The sequence below is a fragment of the Sphingomonas sp. CFBP 13720 genome (assembly GCF_014842075.1).
Lineage (GTDB): Bacteria > Pseudomonadota > Alphaproteobacteria > Sphingomonadales > Sphingomonadaceae > Sphingomonas.
The window spans coordinates 341,533-358,572 of record NZ_JACYVA010000004.1 but is presented as its reverse complement, the minus strand read 5'-3'; the positions used below and the strand labels follow the sequence as shown (position 1 = coordinate 358,572).

General features: G+C 64.9%; 11 protein-coding genes. 3 read left to right on the top strand and 8 right to left on the bottom strand.

What is annotated here, in order from left to right; all coding sequences use genetic code 11:
- Window positions 1-208 precede the first annotated feature (208 nt).
- From dnaE to IFT55_RS11365, 4 genes are all read right to left on the bottom strand, one after another.
- Window positions 209-3,865, bottom strand: a complete 3,657-nt coding sequence (dnaE, locus tag IFT55_RS11380) for a DNA polymerase III subunit alpha (protein ID WP_192092064.1) — start codon at window positions 3,863-3,865, stop codon at window positions 209-211.
- A 54-nt stretch (window positions 3,866-3,919) separates the two neighbouring features.
- Entirely contained in the window at window positions 3,920-4,594 is a 675-nt protein-coding gene (locus IFT55_RS11375) for an ABC transporter ATP-binding protein (RefSeq protein ID WP_192092062.1), read from the bottom strand.
- Complete coding sequence (locus tag IFT55_RS11370; RefSeq protein ID WP_192092060.1) at window positions 4,587-5,837, bottom strand: lipoprotein-releasing ABC transporter permease subunit; 1,251 nt, start codon at window positions 5,835-5,837, stop codon at window positions 4,587-4,589. The genes IFT55_RS11375 and IFT55_RS11370 overlap by 8 nt, the downstream gene beginning before the upstream one ends.
- Before the next feature lie 561 nt (window positions 5,838-6,398).
- Window positions 6,399-8,915, bottom strand: coding sequence for a TonB-dependent receptor (locus tag IFT55_RS11365; RefSeq protein ID WP_249403765.1), 2,517 nt, complete (start codon window positions 8,913-8,915; stop codon window positions 6,399-6,401).
- Window positions 8,916-9,168: 253 nt separating this feature from the next.
- Here IFT55_RS11365 and IFT55_RS11360 point away from each other — a divergent pair, with 253 nt between their 5' ends.
- Both IFT55_RS11360 and IFT55_RS11355 read left to right on the top strand, forming a co-directional pair.
- Entirely contained in the window at window positions 9,169-9,639 is a 471-nt protein-coding gene (locus IFT55_RS11360) for an Hsp20 family protein (protein WP_192092058.1), read from the top strand.
- Window positions 9,640-9,793: 154 nt separating this feature from the next.
- Window positions 9,794-10,336, top strand: a complete 543-nt coding sequence (locus IFT55_RS11355) for a CHAP domain-containing protein (RefSeq protein ID WP_192092056.1) — start codon at window positions 9,794-9,796, stop codon at window positions 10,334-10,336.
- A gap of 468 nt (window positions 10,337-10,804) precedes the next feature.
- Here the strand turns inward: IFT55_RS11355 and IFT55_RS11350 are convergent, their stop codons facing one another.
- Complete coding sequence (locus IFT55_RS11350) at window positions 10,805-11,095, bottom strand: Hpt domain-containing protein (protein ID WP_192092054.1); 291 nt, start codon at window positions 11,093-11,095, stop codon at window positions 10,805-10,807.
- Between the two features lie 78 nt (window positions 11,096-11,173).
- On the opposite strand from IFT55_RS11350, the gene IFT55_RS11345 reads away from it, so the two are divergent.
- Window positions 11,174-13,444 (top strand): hypothetical protein, encoded by a 2,271-nt coding sequence (locus tag IFT55_RS11345; RefSeq protein WP_192092052.1) that lies wholly within the window; start codon window positions 11,174-11,176, stop codon window positions 13,442-13,444.
- Between the two features lie 768 nt (window positions 13,445-14,212).
- On the opposite strand, the gene IFT55_RS11340 is transcribed toward IFT55_RS11345, so the two are convergent.
- From IFT55_RS11340 to IFT55_RS11330, 3 genes are read right to left on the bottom strand one after another with little or no spacing between them, the layout of a single operon-like run.
- Window positions 14,213-14,473: a DUF1467 family protein gene (locus IFT55_RS11340; RefSeq protein ID WP_192092050.1), complete on the bottom strand. Its 261-nt coding sequence runs from the start codon at window positions 14,471-14,473 to the stop codon at window positions 14,213-14,215.
- A gap of 20 nt (window positions 14,474-14,493) precedes the next feature.
- Window positions 14,494-16,131 (bottom strand): RNase J family beta-CASP ribonuclease, encoded by a 1,638-nt coding sequence (locus tag IFT55_RS11335; RefSeq protein WP_192092048.1) that lies wholly within the window; start codon window positions 16,129-16,131, stop codon window positions 14,494-14,496.
- A 48-nt stretch (window positions 16,132-16,179) separates the two neighbouring features.
- On the bottom strand, window positions 16,180-16,968 hold the full coding sequence (locus tag IFT55_RS11330; protein ID WP_192092046.1) for a type III pantothenate kinase: 789 nt from the start codon (window positions 16,966-16,968) through the stop codon (window positions 16,180-16,182).
- Window positions 16,969-17,040: the final 72 nt, after the last annotated feature.

Genomic DNA, 17,040 nt, shown 5'->3' with positions numbered 1-17,040 from the left:
TCAGCACGGATGACTATGAATCAGCCTTCAACACATTTGGGAATCCTGAATGTCGATCCCGCCTAGACCCCTGAACAGGTCTGCGGTAACGTCATGCTGCCGATGTTCGTCGATCCGTCCGAATTCTCCTACGACTGCATCGAGCGCCCTTCGCGCCTTGCCGTGAACGACAACGCCGCGATCGGGTACGCAGCCCGACCGGACCGCCCTACCCGACCGCCGCCAGTTGTGCCTTGACCGTATCGAACGTCGCGCTGCGCACCCCGGACAGTCGGGCGACACGGCCCGCAAGTTCGCCGTCCAGGCGAAAGTCGCGTCCGACGCATAGCCGCGCCTCGACACCGCCGGCTGCCGCAACTTCGATCCAGATTTCGCCGCGGCCACCGCGTGCATCCTGTACCATTGCCGCCAGCGCGGGATAGGCGGCGGGATCGTCGACCGTCAGGTCCAGCCGCAACCGCACATTGGCCGCGATCTGTTCGAACGGCTTGATCGCCTTTACCGTCGCGCGTGCGCTTTCGTCGCCCGGCCGCCGGTCGAGTTCGAGCGTGAACAGGCCGCAGCCGCCGATCTTGCCCGCCTGCTCAAGGTCGTTGGCCGGCCCTTCGTCGAAGCATGTCACCGGCACCTGTCCCGACGCGTCGGACAAGGTCGCCATCATATAGCGTTTGCCGCGCGCCGAGGTGCGCCAGCGCGCGTCTTCGACCAACGCGGCGACCGTCGCGCCGACGCGGCCGCCTTCGGGCACCGGCGTCGCCCCCAGATCGGCAATCTGTCGTGCACCATGCGCGCTGGCCAGATGCGCATAGCGATCGAGCGGGTGCGCGGAAAAGTAGAAACCGAACGCATCCTTTTCCAGCGCGATTGCCTCGGTCAGCGTCCAGTGCGCGTCGGGCAGACGGATCGCCGCCTCCGCCGCGCCGGTATCCTCGCCGAACAACCCGCCCTGCCCGCTGCTGCGGTTCGCCTCGGTCCGCTGCGCCACCGCCATCAGCGTGTCGGCCAGCGCATGGACGCCCGCGCGGTCGGCGATCAGGCAATCGAACGCGCCCGCCGCCGCCAGCGTTTCGATCTGCCGCTTGTTCAGCAGCTTCGGATCGACCCGTGACGCGAAATCGTCGAGCGAACGGTACGGCCCCTTGGCGGCGCGTTCCTCGACCATCAGTTCCATCGCACGTTCGCCCACACCCTTGAGCGCGGACAGTGCGTAGCGGACGGCAAGCGCACCGCCCTCGCCTTCTTCCACCCCGAACGTCGCGTCGCTGGCGTTGAGGCAGGGCGGCAGACAGTCGATGCGCAGCCGCTTCATGTCGTCGACGAAGATCGCCAGCTTGTCGGTCTGCGCATAATCGAATGCCATCGACGCCGCATAGAATTCGTGCGCGTGATGCGCCTTTAGCCACGCGGTCTGATACGCCAGCAACGCATAGGCGGCCGCGTGGCTCTTGTTGAAACCATAGCCGGCGAACTTGTCGATCAAATCGAACAGCTCGTTGGCCTTTGCCGCCGGGATGTCGTTCACCTTCGCGCAGCCCTCGACGAAGATCGATCGCTGCGCGTCCATCTCCGCCTTGACCTTCTTGCCCATCGCGCGGCGCAGCATGTCCGCGCCGCCCAGGCTGTAGCCGGCAAGGATCTGCGCGGCCTGCATCACCTGTTCCTGATAGACGAAGATGCCGTACGTCTCGTTCAGGATCGGTTCGAGCAGATCGTGCGGATAGACGATTGGTTCGCGTCCCGCCTTGCGCGCGCCGAACGACGGAATATTGTCCATCGGACCCGGGCGATAGAGCGAAACCAGCGCGATGATGTCGCCGAAATTGGTCGGACGCACGGCGGTGAGCGTCCGCCGCATCCCTTCGGATTCGAGCTGGAACACGCCGACCGTATCGCCGCGCTTGAGCAGGTCGTAGGTGGCGGCATCGTCCCATGTCAGGCTGTCGAGATCGACCGCCACGCCGCGCCGCGCGAGCAATTCGACCGCAAATTTCAGCACCGACAGGGTTTTAAGGCCGAGAAAGTCGAACTTCACCAATCCGGCACCCTCGACATATTTCATGTCGAACTGGGTGACCGGCATGTCCGATCGCGGGTCGCGGTACAGCGGCACCAGTTGCGCGAGCGGCCGGTCGCCGATCACCACGCCGGCGGCATGGGTCGACGAGTGGCGAGGCAACCCCTCGAGCTTCATGGCGAGGTCGAGCAGACGACGCACATCGTCCTCGCGCGTATATTGCTGGTTCAGCTCCGATACACCGTTGATCGCGCGGTCGAGCGTCCACGGATCGGTTGGGTGGTTGGGCACCAGCTTGGCCAGACGATCGATCTGGCCGTAGCTCATCTGCAGGACGCGGCCCGTGTCCTTGAGTACCGCTCGTGCCTTCAGCTTACCGAAGGTGATGATCTGCGCGACCTGATCACGGCCGTATTTCTGCTGGACGTAGCGGATGACCTCGCCGCGCCGCGTTTCGCAGAAATCGATGTCGAAATCGGGCATCGATACGCGTTCCGGGTTCAGGAAGCGTTCGAACAGCAGCCCCAGCTTGATCGGATCGAGATCGGTGATGGTCAGCGACCAAGCGACGGCCGACCCGGCACCCGACCCACGGCCGGGACCAACGGGAATGTCGTGATCTTTGGCCCATTTGATGAAGTCCGCGACGATCAGAAAATAGCCCGGAAACCCCATTTGACAGATGACGTCGAGCTCGAAGTCGAGCCGCGCGAAATATTCGGGGAAGCGCGCGACGAGGTCGGCTTCGAATATCTCCGGGATGACGCCGTTGGCGTTCGCCGTGACGTCGACCGGCGCGGGCGGGGCCATGTTCGCATCGTCTTCCCATGGCGCGGGTTCACGCGGGGCAACGCCCGGACCAGCGCCGGTCAGGTCGTCCACCACCACTTCGGCCTGTACCAGCCCCGCTTCCAGCGCGACGATCTTGCGCAGCCGTCCGATCAGCCCGGCGCGCGAATCAACGCGCAGCTTGGTCGCTTCGGCATCGCGGTCGCCCGCAAGGCTGGGCAGGATCGGCTTGCGCTTCGGCGCAGCCACGGCGCAGCGTTGCGCGACGACCAGCGTATTGGCCAGCGCTTCGGGCAGGTCGGCGAACGCCTCCTGCATCACGGAAGCGGGCTTCAGCCATGCTTCGGGCGATGACCGCTGCCGGTCCTCGCTGGCGACGTAGCTGGAACTGGCGATGCACAGCATGGCGTCATGCGCATCGTGGAAATCGGCCTCGGCGAAGCAGCACGGGTTGGTCGCGACCAGCGGCAGGTCGCGGGCATAGGCAAGGTCGAGCAGATGCGGTTCGGCCAGCCGTTCCACCTCTTCGCCGCGCCGCGCAAGTTCGATATAGAGCCGGTCGCCGAACAGCGCCTGCAGCCGGTCGGCATAGCGTTCCGCATCGGCGGTCTGGTTCGCCGCAAACAGCCGGGCCAGTGCTCCATCGCCCGCGCCGGTCAGCGCGACCAGCCCGTTGCTGCGTCCGATCAGCGCGTCGATCGGGACATGCGCCGGCACTTCCACCGGGCGGTCGAGATGCGCCATCGACACCAGCGCGCACAGATTGTCATAGCCGGCCGCATCCTGCGCATAGAGCGCGAGCCAGTCGATTTCCGGCTGCACGCCGTCGGGTGCGCCGGGCCGCGCGACCGCGAGCAGCGTGCCGATGATCGGCTGGACGCCGGCATCCTTCGCCGCATCGGAGAATGCCATCGCCGCGTATAGGCCGTTGCGGTCGGTCAGGCCGGCGGCGGGAAAACCGAGCTTGCGCGCGTGTTTGGCCAGCGCCTTCGGCTCGATCGCGCCTTCCAGCATCGTGTAGGACGAAAAAATACGGAGCGGCACGAACCCGGAATGCGACATTGCGATCACCTAGTCATACCGGTTCGATTCGACCAGTGCGTGTGCGACGAACCCCTATCGCAATACGCCGTCGTGCAGCCGCACCACGCGGTCCATCCGTGCGGCCAGCCGTTCGTTGTGCGTCGCGACCAGTGCCGCCGACCCCTGCCCGCGCACCAGCCGGATGAATTCGGCGAACACGACGTCGGCCGTCGCCTCGTCCAGATTGCCGGTCGGCTCGTCGGCCAGCACCAGCGCGGGTCGATTGGCCAGCGCGCGGGCCACCGCCACGCGCTGTTGCTCGCCGCCCGACAACTGGCTGGGACGGTGAGTCAGCCGGTTGCCGAGGCCCAGCGCGGACAGCAATTCAGTGGCGCGGGCATCGGCATCGCGACGGGAATCGCCGCGCACCAGTTGCGGCAGGACGACGTTTTCGAGCGCGTTGAAATCGGGGAGGAGGTGGTGGAACTGATAGATGAAGCCCATCCGGTCGCGCCGCACTTCGGTACGGGCGTTGGAGCCGAACTTCGCTACTTCCTCGCCCGCGACGAGGATTTCGCCCTCGAACCCACCTTCGAGCAGGCCGACCGCCTGGAGCAGCGTCGACTTGCCCGATCCCGACGGGCCGAGCAGCGCGACGATCTCGCCTGCTCCGACGGTCAGGTCGACACCGCGCAGGACATGGATCGTCGCTTCCGCCTGCGTAAAGCTGCGGCGCAGGTTGCGGGTTTGGAGGACGGGATCAGTCATAGCGGAGTACCTGGACCGGATCGGTATTGGCCGCCTTGAACGCGGGATACAGCGTGGCGAGGAACGAGAACAGCAGCGCGACCAGCGCGATCACGGTGATTTCGACGGGATCGACCTTCGACGGCAATTCGGTGAGATAGCGCATCGTCGGGTCCCATATCTCGATCCCGATCGCCCGGCTGACCCCGCCGATCACCGCCTGCCGGAAATACAGGAAGATGAACCCCAGCACGAGGCCCGCGCTGACACCGAGCGCGCCGATCGTCGTTCCCACCGTCATGAAGATGCGCAACAGCCCGCCCCGGGTGGCACCCATCGTCCGCAGGATCGCGATATCGCGCGTCTTCGCCCGGACCAGCATGATCAGCGACGACAGGATGTTGAACACCGCGATCAGGATGATGATCGACAATACGGTGAACGTCACGATCCGGTCGACCGCCAGCGCCTCGAACAATTCGGCATTCAGTTGCCGCCAGTCGGATACCTGCGCGCTGGCGACGTATTTCTGTTTCAGCGGGGCCATGATCCGGTCGATGTCGTCGGGATCGTTCGTTTCGACCTCGATCATGCCGACGGAGTCGCCGGTCAGCAGCAGCGTCTGCGCATCCTCGATCGGCATGATGACGAACGCCTTGTCGTAATCATACACCCCGACCTCGACGATGGCGGCGACGCGGTACGGCACCTGCCGGATCATCGTCCCGAACGGGGTGGTCGGTCCCTGCGGGCTGATGATCGTGATCTCGCTGCCCACCGTCACGCCCAGCGACATGGCAAGGCGCGATCCGATGACGACATTGCCGCTGCCCGGCGTCAGCGCGGCCAGCGCGCCCTGCTTCACATTATCGCGGATCGTCGGCGTGGCGCGGATGTCCGCCACGCGCATGCCGCGCGCGAGGATGAATTCGGAACGGCCGTTATAGGTGGCGAACAACGGCTGTTCGATCAGCGGCGTCGCGCTGGTGACGCCGGGCGTCCGCCGGGCATCGTCGGCGATGCGACGCCAGTCGGGCAGTTGGTTGTTATATCCCTGGATGATCGCATGGCCGTTCAGCCCGACGATCTTGTCGAACAGTTCGGCCCGGAAGCCGTTCATCACGCTCATCACGATCACCAGCGCGGCGACCCCCAGCATCACCGCCACCAGGCTGATCGATGCGACCATCGCGATGAACGCTTCCCCCCGGCCCGGCAACAGATAGCGGCGGGCGATCATCCGCTCGTAGCGCGACAGCAGCATGGATGAATTCGGTCCCTCGGGCAGTGATATCCGGCTGTAGGCAGGCGGTGGCGGCGGCGCAATGCATGCTGTTGCCGAATCGACACATGGTGAAGGAAAGCGTAGCGAACATGCCGCTGACCGCGTGACAGGCAGCGTCCGTAGCCGTAACGACGTGTTCACGAAACGCAGGCAAAAAGGCCGTGGTTCGGGGAGGCCAACCGGCTCCGCCCTGTTCGGGGGAATGGGCGTGGAAGCGGTGGCTGACAAGGGGGCTGACGAGCGATCGTCACGCAGGCGCCCGGGCTGGAAGCAGCCCGGGCGTTTGGCGTTTTCGGGCCTTGCGACTGTCGTTTTCTGTTATCTCGATCCGACCGTCGCGCCGTATCCGCAAGGTTGCCGGCGGGCCTCGTTGCTGTCGCCGCTGCCCAAGTTCGGTTCGCGATCTCGGACGCCGCCGGCTCTCTGATCGTTCCGCCATCTACGACGCGAGACACCGGAGCGGAGTGGCCTGCCCGCTATCGACACGACGGAAAGGCACCGCCGGACGGAGCCGACGATGCCGCATCGGAACGCTGACCGTCAGAACGAGAGCTTGATCGTGCCGCCCCATGTGGACGGATCGCCGAGTTGTGCGGAAATGAGTCCGGTATTACCCGGCGTCACCGCCAGCGACTCGAAGTAATCCTCGTCGAACGCGTTGCGCACCCATCCGAAGATATCGAAATTGTCCGTACGGAACCCGGCACGGAAATTGTGGATCGAATAGCCGTCGATGTCGGTGTAGATCGACCGCGAAGCGTTGGACGAGAATTTCGACCGATAGTTCGCATCATAGCCGGCATAGGCCTGCCCATCGCGCCCCAGCACCTTGGCCGGCAGGTTATATTCGGTCCCCCACGAGAACGCCCATTTGGAAACGCCGGGCAACCATTGGCCCGATACGTCGCAATTGGCAGGGCTGTTCGCGCCCGGCGTCGCCGCGGGTCCTGGCGGGGTCCCCGTACCACCGCCCGCCAGTTCGGGCGGGCATGGCGCATCGACGAACCGCACGAACTTGTGATCGGTGAAGGCACCGCTGAGATACGCGTTCAGCCGCTGCGACGGGCGGATGGAGAAATCCGCCTCGATTCCACGCACGCGAACCTTGTCCGCATTGGCAAGATAGCCGCGTAGCACGTTGCTTCCGCTGACATTGCTGATGACGCTCGCCTGAAAATCCTTGATGCTGGTCCAATAGCCGGCGACGTTGAACGTCGCGCGGCGGTCCCAGAATTGCGTCTTGAAGCCGATCTCGAAATGATCGACCTTTTCGGGATCGATCTGCGCGACTTCCAATGCAGGAGTCCCATCGGGACGGCTGGGCACGCCGTTCAGGTTGATGCCGCCGGTTTTGAACGACCGGGCATAGGTGGCGTAATACAGGATATCGGGCGTGATATCGTACGACACGTTCAGATCGTACGACAGGTTCCAGTCGCTGAAATCCGGCTCGAAGAATTGCGATGCCTGCACGCCGCGCTGCGCGGCGGTCCACGGATCGTTGTAATAGGCGCTGGTCGGCGAATTGCCGATCACCTGTCGCGTGCCATCGGACGCGGTGCCGGTGACGACCGAATTGTACAGTCCTTCCTTCTTGTCGTAATTGACACGGATGCCGGGGGAAACGGTCAGCCGGTCGGTCACGTGCCAGTTCAGCTTGCCGAACGTCGCAAGGCTCAGGTTCTCCAGCCGGATGTCGTTTTCCGCCAGTACGCCGTTCAGCACCGCTGGATTGCGCGACAGCGCGCTGGTCGGGTTGAGCAGCCACGCGCTGGCGGCACTGCCGGTTTCCTGCACGCCGGTCGTATGGATCTTCTGATAGAAACCGAATGCCCCGATGACGAAGTCGAACCCGCGCCCGTCATAGGCGTAGCGCAGTTCCTGCGTATACTGGTTCTGCTTGGTCGGGTTGTTGACGCGGGTGTAGACCGGCAGTCCGGTGAAATCGCGGTCGTTCTTCGGCCCCCAATCCCAATAACGCCATGCGGTGACCGACGTCAGCGTCCCCGCCCCCAGATCCCATTCAGCCCGCAGCGACGTGCCACCGATCTCGTTACGCGCCGCCAGATCGGCGTCGAGGTCGGTCAGCCGGTCGAACGGATCGGTGCTCGGCACGACATATCCCGGAAACAACGCGGTCAGCGCGGCATATTGGCGGTTCGCGGCGCGTTGGGTCGTGCCGACGCGGGCATAGATCTGGCCGCAGCAGATCGGGTCCTGAAGATTGAAATCGCCCGACAGCGTCAGCCGCAGCCGATCGGACGGCTTCCACAGCAGCGCACCGCGAACGCCGATATTGTCCTGCGAATTGATCCACGTGTCCGTAGCGACATTGTAAATCGTCCCGCGCCGGTCGGTGCTCGACACGCTGATCCGCGCCGCCAGATTGTCGGTCAGCGGACCGGACACCGACACCTTCGCCTGTTTGAAATTATAGTCGCCGATCGACACCTCTGCCCGGCCTTCGAAATCGAAGCTGGGCGCGCGCGTGGTGATGTTGATCGCCCCGGCCGTGGTATTCTTGCCGTACAGCGTTCCCTGTGGCCCCCGCAGCACCTCGATCCGTTCGACATCGACGAAGTCCAGCGTCGCTGCGGCGATACGGTTGTAATAGACCTGATCGATATAGATGCCGACGCCCTGTTCGAACCCATCGTTGGTCAGGCCGAACGGCGCGCCGATACCACGAATATTGATGAACGTATTGCGCGGGTTGGTGGAGAAGAATTGCAGCGACGGCTGCAATTGCGTCAGGCGGTTGATATTGTACGTGCCCTGCGCTTCCAGCGTCGCGCCGCCGATGACCGAGATGGCGACCGGCACGTCCTGCACATTCTCCTCGCGCCGGCGCGCGGTCACCACGATCTCGCCGGCATCGCGCGCCTGGACGTCGTCGGGAGCAATCGCAGGATCTTCGGGATCAGTAAGCGCGGGTGCAACGGGCGGCGTCGCAAGCGCCAGCTGCACCGGGGGCGTCGTCGGTGCCTCCTGCGCAAAGGCGGCAGGCGTCAACATGGTGCCGGCCCACAGGACGGCGATCGGACGGAAACGGCGCATGGCAAAGGCCCCCTTGTTCGGTTTTTCTTTGCCGCCAACCCTAGTGTTCCGATAGGATTACCATAGAAAGAAGCTGTTGGCTGCGACGAAGCCCCGGTTTGCACCAAAAAATGTGTCATTCACCGCTTGAAGCCGCTTACCAGCGAACCATATCGGTTTTCGAGCGGCGCCGAATGGGCCTCTCACGAACCGGCGGCGCATGATTTCATGGTCGCTTCAGACGTTCATTTCGCTTCTTGCTGGAGGATTTGATATGCGTAGCTTTGACTTTACCCCCTATCGCCGTTCGACCATCGGCTTCGACCGGTTGTTCGACATGCTCGAAAACAACGCGCGCGGCGCATCGGGTGGCGAGAATTACCCGCCCTTCAACCTCGAACGACTGGCCGAGGATCGTTATCGCATCACGCTGGCGGTCGCCGGATTCCGCCGGGACGAGGTAGAGATCACCGCGCAGCAGAACCTGCTGGTCGTCGCAGGGCGCAAGGCCGAACAGACCGACGCGCAGAAGAGCGCCGTGCTGCATCTGGGCATCGCCAACCGCAGTTTCGAACGACGGTTCGAACTGGCCGACTTCATCGTGGTGGAGAGCGCCGATCTGGCCGACGGTTTGCTGACCATCGACCTGCGCCGGGAAGTGCCCGACGCGATGAAGCCGCGACGCATCGCATTGGGCGGTACCGAGCAGCCCACGATCGCGAACGACGTGGCGCAGGCCGCGTAACCGCAAACCACGGCGTCCACACGCCGCGACGGGAGCACCCGGGCCGGTCGGCCCGGGTGTTTTCGTTTGCCCGTCCTCCAAAAAGCATGCGAAACCAGACGTTAACCATTTTGGTCCACCATTTTGCGACGATCGGGGGGATAGCGGAATGCCAATGGTCGGATCGTTCGTCCGGGGCGCGTTGCTCCTTGCCTTTGCCGGTGCCGCCGCCCTGCCCGTCGGTGCGAATTCGCTTCTCGATTATGTCGGGCAGTGCGTGCCGTTCGCGCGCGCCGCGTCGGGCGTGCAGATTTACGGCGATGCGTGGACATGGTGGAAACAGGCCGAAGGCCGGTATCCGCGCGGCCATCGGCCAAAGGTCGGCGCGGTGCTGGCATTCGCCAAGACCGCGCGGCTGCCGCTGGGCCATGTGCTGGTCATCAGCCGGGTGGTCGAACCCCGCGTCGCGATGGTCACGCACGCCAACTGGTCGCGGATCAACGGCGTTCGGGGCGGCGTGGAGCAGGACGTGACGGTGTTCGACGTATCAGCGGCAGGCGATTGGACGCGGGTGAAGGTCTGGTATCGCGATTCGCAGGGACTGGGCGGGTCGGAATATCCGACGCATGGCTTCATCTATGGCCCCCGCCCCGCCGCCGGACTGAGCGGCAAGTCGCCCGATTATGTCGGGTCGCTGATCGACGCCTACGCACGATAGGCGGTAGCGGGCAGACACCCCGCCCGGGTGGATCTGTCGGACGTCGTCGCGTGATTAGGCGAGAGGCGACCGTTTCGGTCTCCGACCCTCCCGCCATGTCTCGGGCAATCTGGTCGTTGCCATCTTTGCTTCATGACGATGCGACCGGCCGCAACACTATGCCTGATCGGCGATCCCGATCGCATCGCCGGTCTGCACCAAGATCGTGGTCGGGCGATTACATCCATCGCTTACGCCGTTCGCCGGGAACGACGATCATGGCCGAACTGCCAAAGCGGGCTGATATCCTGAACGCCGATAACCGATCGGTTATCCGCTATCGGTGCGACGGACCTTCGTCGTGCCCTGACCCAGCGCAACGGCAACGCCTATCCGTCGGTTCAAGAGCATCGGGGGGGTGGAACGCCAAGCGGGACGATGTGGCCCAGACCCGATCGGAACGCAGCGAAAGGACCACGCGCGAAGCGATCAGAAGCGGGCGATCGTCCGGTGGAGCTTGCGCAGGACCAGTGCGTCGCCGATCGGCGCGTCCGCCGCCTCGTCGGCCAGCGCCATCAACCGGACCGCTCCGAAACTGGCCGCGAGCCCTTTCAGGCGGAACGCAGCGGACGACCATTGGTCGCCCTCCGCCGCTTCCAGTACGTCGACGGCACGCTTCGCACTGTCGACGAATGCGTCACGCAGTTCGGCAATGAGGCGGGGTTCGTCCCCCACCGCTGCCGCCAGGGTCGCGTCGATTGCTCCGGGATCATATGCCATGCGACTGGCATAGGCGTAACGGGGTTAACCATTCGTTACACTATGTCACCGCCGTTCCGATCGTGTTAGACCGTATGGATGAACGGGGGTTCGATCACCGGACTGCGCGACCAGTCCCAGCATGACGACGCCGTCCGCGGCGACGTGGAACCGCAACATTGGCTGGAGGAAGCTATCGTCGAACCCGACGTCGTGCCGCGCGGCTGGGTATGGCCGACGCTGGTCATCTTGCTAACAATCGCCTGGGTCGCCGGCATGCTGGTATTCAGCGCGGGATCACTGGCGACGATCGATCCGGTGCAGATGGTGCTGTTCATCGCGGCGCTGTTCGCCCCGCCCGCCGCGATCGGGATCCTGTGGCTCTTGCTTCAGCGGACCAGCCGGGCCGAGGCGCGCCGCTTCGCCGCCACGTCGCGCGCGATGCGGGCCGAGGCGCTGGCGCTCGACAGCGTCGTGGCGACGGTACGACGGTCGCTGGCGGAATCCCGCCTCGAACTGGCCGAACAGACCGGATCGCTGATGCAACTGGGCGATAGCGCGACCGACCGCCTGCGCGGGGTGACCGCCGGCATGGCGACGCAGGCAGCCTTGATCGAGGCAAGCGCCGCGTCGCTGACCCATGCCGCGGACTCCACCGAACACCGGCTGGCGACCGTGCTAGCAACGCTGCCGCGCGCACATCTGGAGACGATGGAAATCGGGCGGCTGCTCGAAACGATTGGGCTGGAAACCAGCCAGCGGGTCGCTGCACTGGATGCTGCCCTGTCGGCGGTGGCACGGCGCGGACGCGAAGCGGACGAGGTCGCGAGTGGCGCGGCCCAACGCCTTGCCGCGCATATCGCGCGAATGGAGGCGACCAGCGAAAGCGCAGGGGCACGTCTGGAAACGGTCATCGCGACCATGTCCGATGCGATCGACGGCGTGCTCGACCGCGCCGCCGCCGCGATCGACCAGTCGCGCAAGGCGATCACCGCGCAGGGCGATGCGACCATCGCGATGATCGAGGCGAACGGGGCCGCGATCGAACGTGCGGGTCGCGAAGGGGCCGAGCAACTCGCCGAACGGGTGCGCCAGATCGATACCGCGATCGCGGGTCTTTCCGGACAGTTGAACGACCGCCGCCGCGATGGCGAAGCGTTGCTGTCGCTACTGAACGACGGACTGGTCGGCGTCGACGACCGGTTCGAACGGTTGCGGATCACCGGCGTGGAGCGTGCACAGGCCGTCGCCGGATCGGTCGGCGCGCTGACGCAGGTCGCCGACGCGCTGGCGGGGGCACTGGCGAATGGCGACGATACCGCCCGCCGGGTGATCGCGACGGCGGAGGACGTGCTGACGGCGCTCGACGCCGCCGCGCGCGAGATGGACGAAACGCTGCCCGGCGCACTTGACCGCCTCGACGCCCGGATCCATGCGAGCCGCGGGGTCGTCGCCCAGTCGAAGCCGGAACTGTTGGCGCTCGTCACCGCCGCCGAAAGCACGCACGACGCGATCGAGGCGATTGCCGGGGTCGTGGCGATGCAGCGTGACACGCTGTCGACCGTACAGCAATCGCTGCTCGACACGCTGGATCGTGGGGCGGAGCGGATCGAAGGCGTACGAACGATCGTCGACGATACCATCGCCACCACGATCCGCTTTGCCGAAGACGCCGCACCGCGTCTGTCGGAAGCGATGCTGCGAATCCGCGACACCGCCGAAGTGGCGAGTCAGCAGGCACGCGACACGCTGGCGAGGGTATTGCCGGAAGCGGCGCGCGATCTGGAAACACAGGGCGGCCACGCGTTGTCCGCTGCCGTCGACCGGTCGGTAACGCGACAGGTCGCCGAATTGTCGGAAATCGCGGCACAGGCGGTGGCATCCGCGGCCGACGCATCCGAACGACTGTCGCGTCAGATGCTCGATATTGCCGATACCAGCCAGCAGCTCGACACCCGCCTGACCTCCGCGCGCGCCGAGCGCGAGGCCGCCGACAGCGACCAGTTCTCGCGCCGCGTATCGCTGTTGATCGAAGCGATGAACTCGGCGGCGATCGACATTTCGCGGTCGCTGGCCACCGACGTGTCGGACACGGCATGGGCGGCGTATCTCAAGGGCGATCGGGGCGTTTTCACGCGCCGCGCCGTGCGGCTGATCGACGGCACGCAATCGCGTGAGATCGTGACGCTGTATGATGGCGACGAGACGTTCCGTGATCAGGTGAACCGCTACATCCACGACTTCGAGGCGATGTTGCGCCAGATCCTCGCGCTACGCGACGGATCGCCGATGGGGGTCACGCTGCTGTCATCGGACATGGGCAAGCTGTACGTCGTACTCGCACAGGCGATCGAACGCTTGCGGAGCTGAACGCAGTCGGCGGTTCGCCAGTACCAGCGGGGCCAGCAATCTTGTAGGAAACCGCTAGAGTGTTGGCAGGCCGTCTGGCTACGTGTCCTAGCGATGATGAGATGCACCGTGCTTCCGTTAGCGACGCTGAATGTGAGCCGGCCGCGCAGGACGCCGATCTTTCGCGCCGGTAGCCGCGATCTTCCAGTGATTACAACCTCAGCGCCCGCACCGCCTCATTCCCCGGACATCGTTCTGGAACCACCCGCGCCGACATCGCCTCAGAGTGCGTAACCGGCACCGCCGGTAGTTTCGCGCGTGGAGGAGGCAGTGCTGCGACACAGTGACCGAAAGCAACGGGCGACGTCCGGCGTGCCGAACGCACGCGCCGCGCAAGGAATAGCATCAACAGTATGCCAGTAACGAAGCAGGCCGGAACCTCCCTGCGAGTGGACCTCTTTCGACATGTCCCCGGACGGGCACCCCTAATGCGGGTGCGAAGTGACGCGACGACACCAATCCCGCCAAACATGGCCCGACCAAGTCCACCCGGCACCGCGGCGCCGCGAAGATCGTCCACGCGAGCGTAATATCAGATCGGATCAACGTTCAACGAACGATCGGCGTTATACCGTCGCCCCGACCCTGTCCCAAGGTCCGCCCTACCGCGAACAATACGTCGGGACGTACGATCGCCAATAACGACAGCGTGATGGAGCGCCCGGCGATGGCCGCGCAGGACGCTGCGTCACCAACGCGCTGAACGTCGATGGCCTTTGCGAACCAAACCTATCGGTAGAAGTCCAGCATGTCCGCCGTGACCCACCCGAAGACGTAATTCAGGTAGAACGCCCCGAACAGCACCAGCGAGACCAGCGTGGTCCGCCACGCCATCCGCCCGACGCGGAAGCCGGACGGGGCGCTGTCGGCCTGTCCGGGGACTGGCGGCTCGCCTGCCTCGTGCGTCGTGCGGACGCCGAACGGCAGGACGAGGAACATCGCCAGCACCCAGAACAGCAGGTAGATCGCCAGCGCCGATTGCCACGCCATCGCCCGATCCCCGCCTGCGATCAGGCGGGGATGATGAGCACGTCGACGACCGGCTTCTTGCCGGTCCAGCGTGTCGCGACGCGGCGCACCGCCAACCGGATCGCCTCGGGCAGCTTGCCGCGCTCGCGACCCTTGGACGCCACCGCCTCCGCCGCCGCATCGACCGCTTCCTCAAGGAAGGGTTCGCGGTCTTCCTCGACCGGGACACCCTGCACCCGGATCTGCGGTTCGCCGATCAGTTGCCCGCGACGATCGACCGCGACCGCGACCGACATATGGCCGAACGCCGCCAACTTGCGCCGTTCGTTGATCGTCGTGCCGTCCGCCGGCAGGATCACGTCACCGTCGAGCGCGAGCCGGCCGACCGTGGCCTTGCCGACCTTGGTCGGGTTGCCCGGCGCCAGCCGCACGATATCGCCATTGGTCTGGACGATCGCCTGCGAAATGCCCTGCGACAGGCCGTAACGGGCATGCTCCATCAGGTGCCGCATCTCACCATGGACCGGCATCAGCACTTCGGGACGCAGCCATTTGTATAGCTGGGCCAGTTCGGGCCGTCCCGGATGGCCCGACACATGGACGTGCGCCTGCCGCTCGGTGATCATCTCGATCCCCGCCGCCGCAAGCTGGTTCTGAATACGGCCGATCGCGACCTCGTTGCCCGGAATCTGCTTGGACGAGAAGATCACACGATCCCCGGCGTCCAGACCGATCTGATGCTCGCGATTGGCGACGCGCGCCAGTGCCGCGCGCGGCTCGCCCTGTCCGCCGGTGGCGATGATCAGGATCTCGTTGCGCGGCAACCGCATCGCAGTGTCGTAATCGACTGTCTGCGGGAAATCCTTGAGATAGCCGGTCGCCTTCGCGACCTTCAGGATGCGGTCGAGCGAGCGGCCCGCGACGCAGACCTTGCGGTTGGTTTCGCGCGCTACTTCGCCCAGCGTATGCAGCCGTGCCGCGTTTGACGCGAAGCTGGTGACCATCACCCGGCCCTGCGCCGACGCGACCTGTTCGAACAGGCCCTTGCGGACGTCGGCTTCCGATCCCGACGCTTCAGTGTTGAAGACGTTGGTCGAATCGCACACCAGCGCGAGAATGCCCTCGTCACCGATCGCGGTCAGCTCCTCCGGGGTCGCCGGGGTCGCGACCATCGGCTGCGGGTCCAGCTTCCAGTCGCCCGAATGGAAGATCCGGCCATGCGGGGTCTCGATCACCAGCGCGTTGGATTCGGGGATCGAATGCGCCATCGGCACATAGCGCACGCCGAACGGGCCGACCTTGATCGATCCGCCCATCTGGATGATCTTCAGCTTGACGCGGTCGGAAATACCTTCCTCGTCCAGCTTGCCGCGGATCAGCCCCGCCGTGAACGGCGTGGCATAGATCGGCACGCCCAGATCGGCGGCAAGATACGGCAATGCGCCGATATGATCCTCGTGCCCGTGGGTGATGACGATGCCGAGCAGTTGTTCGGCGCGTTCCTCGATAAACTGGACGTCGGGCAACATCACGTCGATCCCAGGATAAGCCGGGTCGGCAAAGGTCACGCCGCAATCCACCATCAGCCATTTGCCGGCGGTGCCGTACAGGTTGACGTTCATGCCGATTTCGCCCGATCCGCCGAGCGCGACGAAGAGCAGTTCTTTCTTGGGTGTCACTCAATATCTTTCTATTCTCGCGCGTATTCGCGAGGGTCTTGGTTCACATCATTTCGCTGTCGTCATATGGGTCCGGCGCCACAGCATCGCCAGTCCGGTAATCGTCAGGTCCTGTTCGATCGCATCGAACACCCCGGTATGTTTCTCGAACAGGATCGCCAGCCCGCCCGTCGCGATCACGCGCGCCGGACGACCGATCTCTGCCTTCATCCGCGCGACCAGCCCCTCGATCATCGCGATATAGCCCCAATAGATGCCAATGTGCATCTGGTCGACCGTATTGCGTCCGATGACCGACGTGCTGATTGGCGCCTCGATCGCGATCCGCGGCAGCTTGGCCGCCGCCGTCACCAATGCGTCGAGCGACAGGTTGATGCCCGGCGCAATGATGCCGCCCTTATACGCCCCGGTGTAATCGACTACGTCGAACGTGGCAGCGGTGCCGAAGTCGACGACGATCAGGTCACCCGGATGCGCGGCATGTGCGGCAATGGCGTTGAGCGCACGGTCGGCGCCGACCGCTTGCGGCTCCTCGACGTCCAGCGCGATGCCCCATTCGGCCGCGTCGCGTCCCGCGACGACGGCATCGACGCCGAAATACTTGCTCGCCAGCACCTGCAGGTTATGCAGCGCGCGCGGCACGACCGTGCCGATGATCACCGCGTCGACCACCGACCGGTCGCGGCCGTCCAATGCCAGCAGCTGGCTCAGCCACACCGCATATTCGTCCGCCGTCCGCCGGGGATCGGTCGCGATCCGCCAGCGCGCCACGATCGCGTCGCCATCGACAAGCGCACATACGACATTGGTGTTGCCGGCATCGATCGCGAGCAGCATCGAAACTCCCTGACGCCCGGACGGCGTCGCAGTACCGCTAGAGAATGTCGCGACTGGCGACAAGCACCCGTC

Bases quoted from the DNA above. Each gene is read 5' to 3' on its own strand.
- dnaE (WP_192092064.1), bottom strand. From the start codon at position 3,865: ATGTCGCATTCCGGGTTCGTGCCGCTCCGTATTTTTTCGTCCTACACG.
- IFT55_RS11375 (WP_192092062.1), bottom strand. From the start codon at position 4,594: ATGACTGATCCCGTCCTCCAAACCCGCAACCTGCGCCGCAGCTTTACG.
- IFT55_RS11370 (WP_192092060.1), bottom strand. From the start codon at position 5,837: ATGCTGCTGTCGCGCTACGAGCGGATGATCGCCCGCCGCTATCTGTTG.
- IFT55_RS11365 (WP_249403765.1), bottom strand. From the start codon at position 8,915: ATGCGCCGTTTCCGTCCGATCGCCGTCCTGTGGGCCGGCACCATGTTG.
- IFT55_RS11360 (WP_192092058.1), top strand. From the start codon at position 9,169: ATGCGTAGCTTTGACTTTACCCCCTATCGCCGTTCGACCATCGGCTTC.
- IFT55_RS11355 (WP_192092056.1), top strand. From the start codon at position 9,794: ATGGTCGGATCGTTCGTCCGGGGCGCGTTGCTCCTTGCCTTTGCCGGT.
- IFT55_RS11350 (WP_192092054.1), bottom strand. From the start codon at position 11,095: ATGGCATATGATCCCGGAGCAATCGACGCGACCCTGGCGGCAGCGGTG.
- IFT55_RS11345 (WP_192092052.1), top strand. From the start codon at position 11,174: ATGAACGGGGGTTCGATCACCGGACTGCGCGACCAGTCCCAGCATGAC.
- IFT55_RS11340 (WP_192092050.1), bottom strand. From the start codon at position 14,473: ATGGCGTGGCAATCGGCGCTGGCGATCTACCTGCTGTTCTGGGTGCTG.
- IFT55_RS11330 (WP_192092046.1), bottom strand. From the start codon at position 16,968: ATGCTGCTCGCGATCGATGCCGGCAACACCAATGTCGTATGTGCGCTT.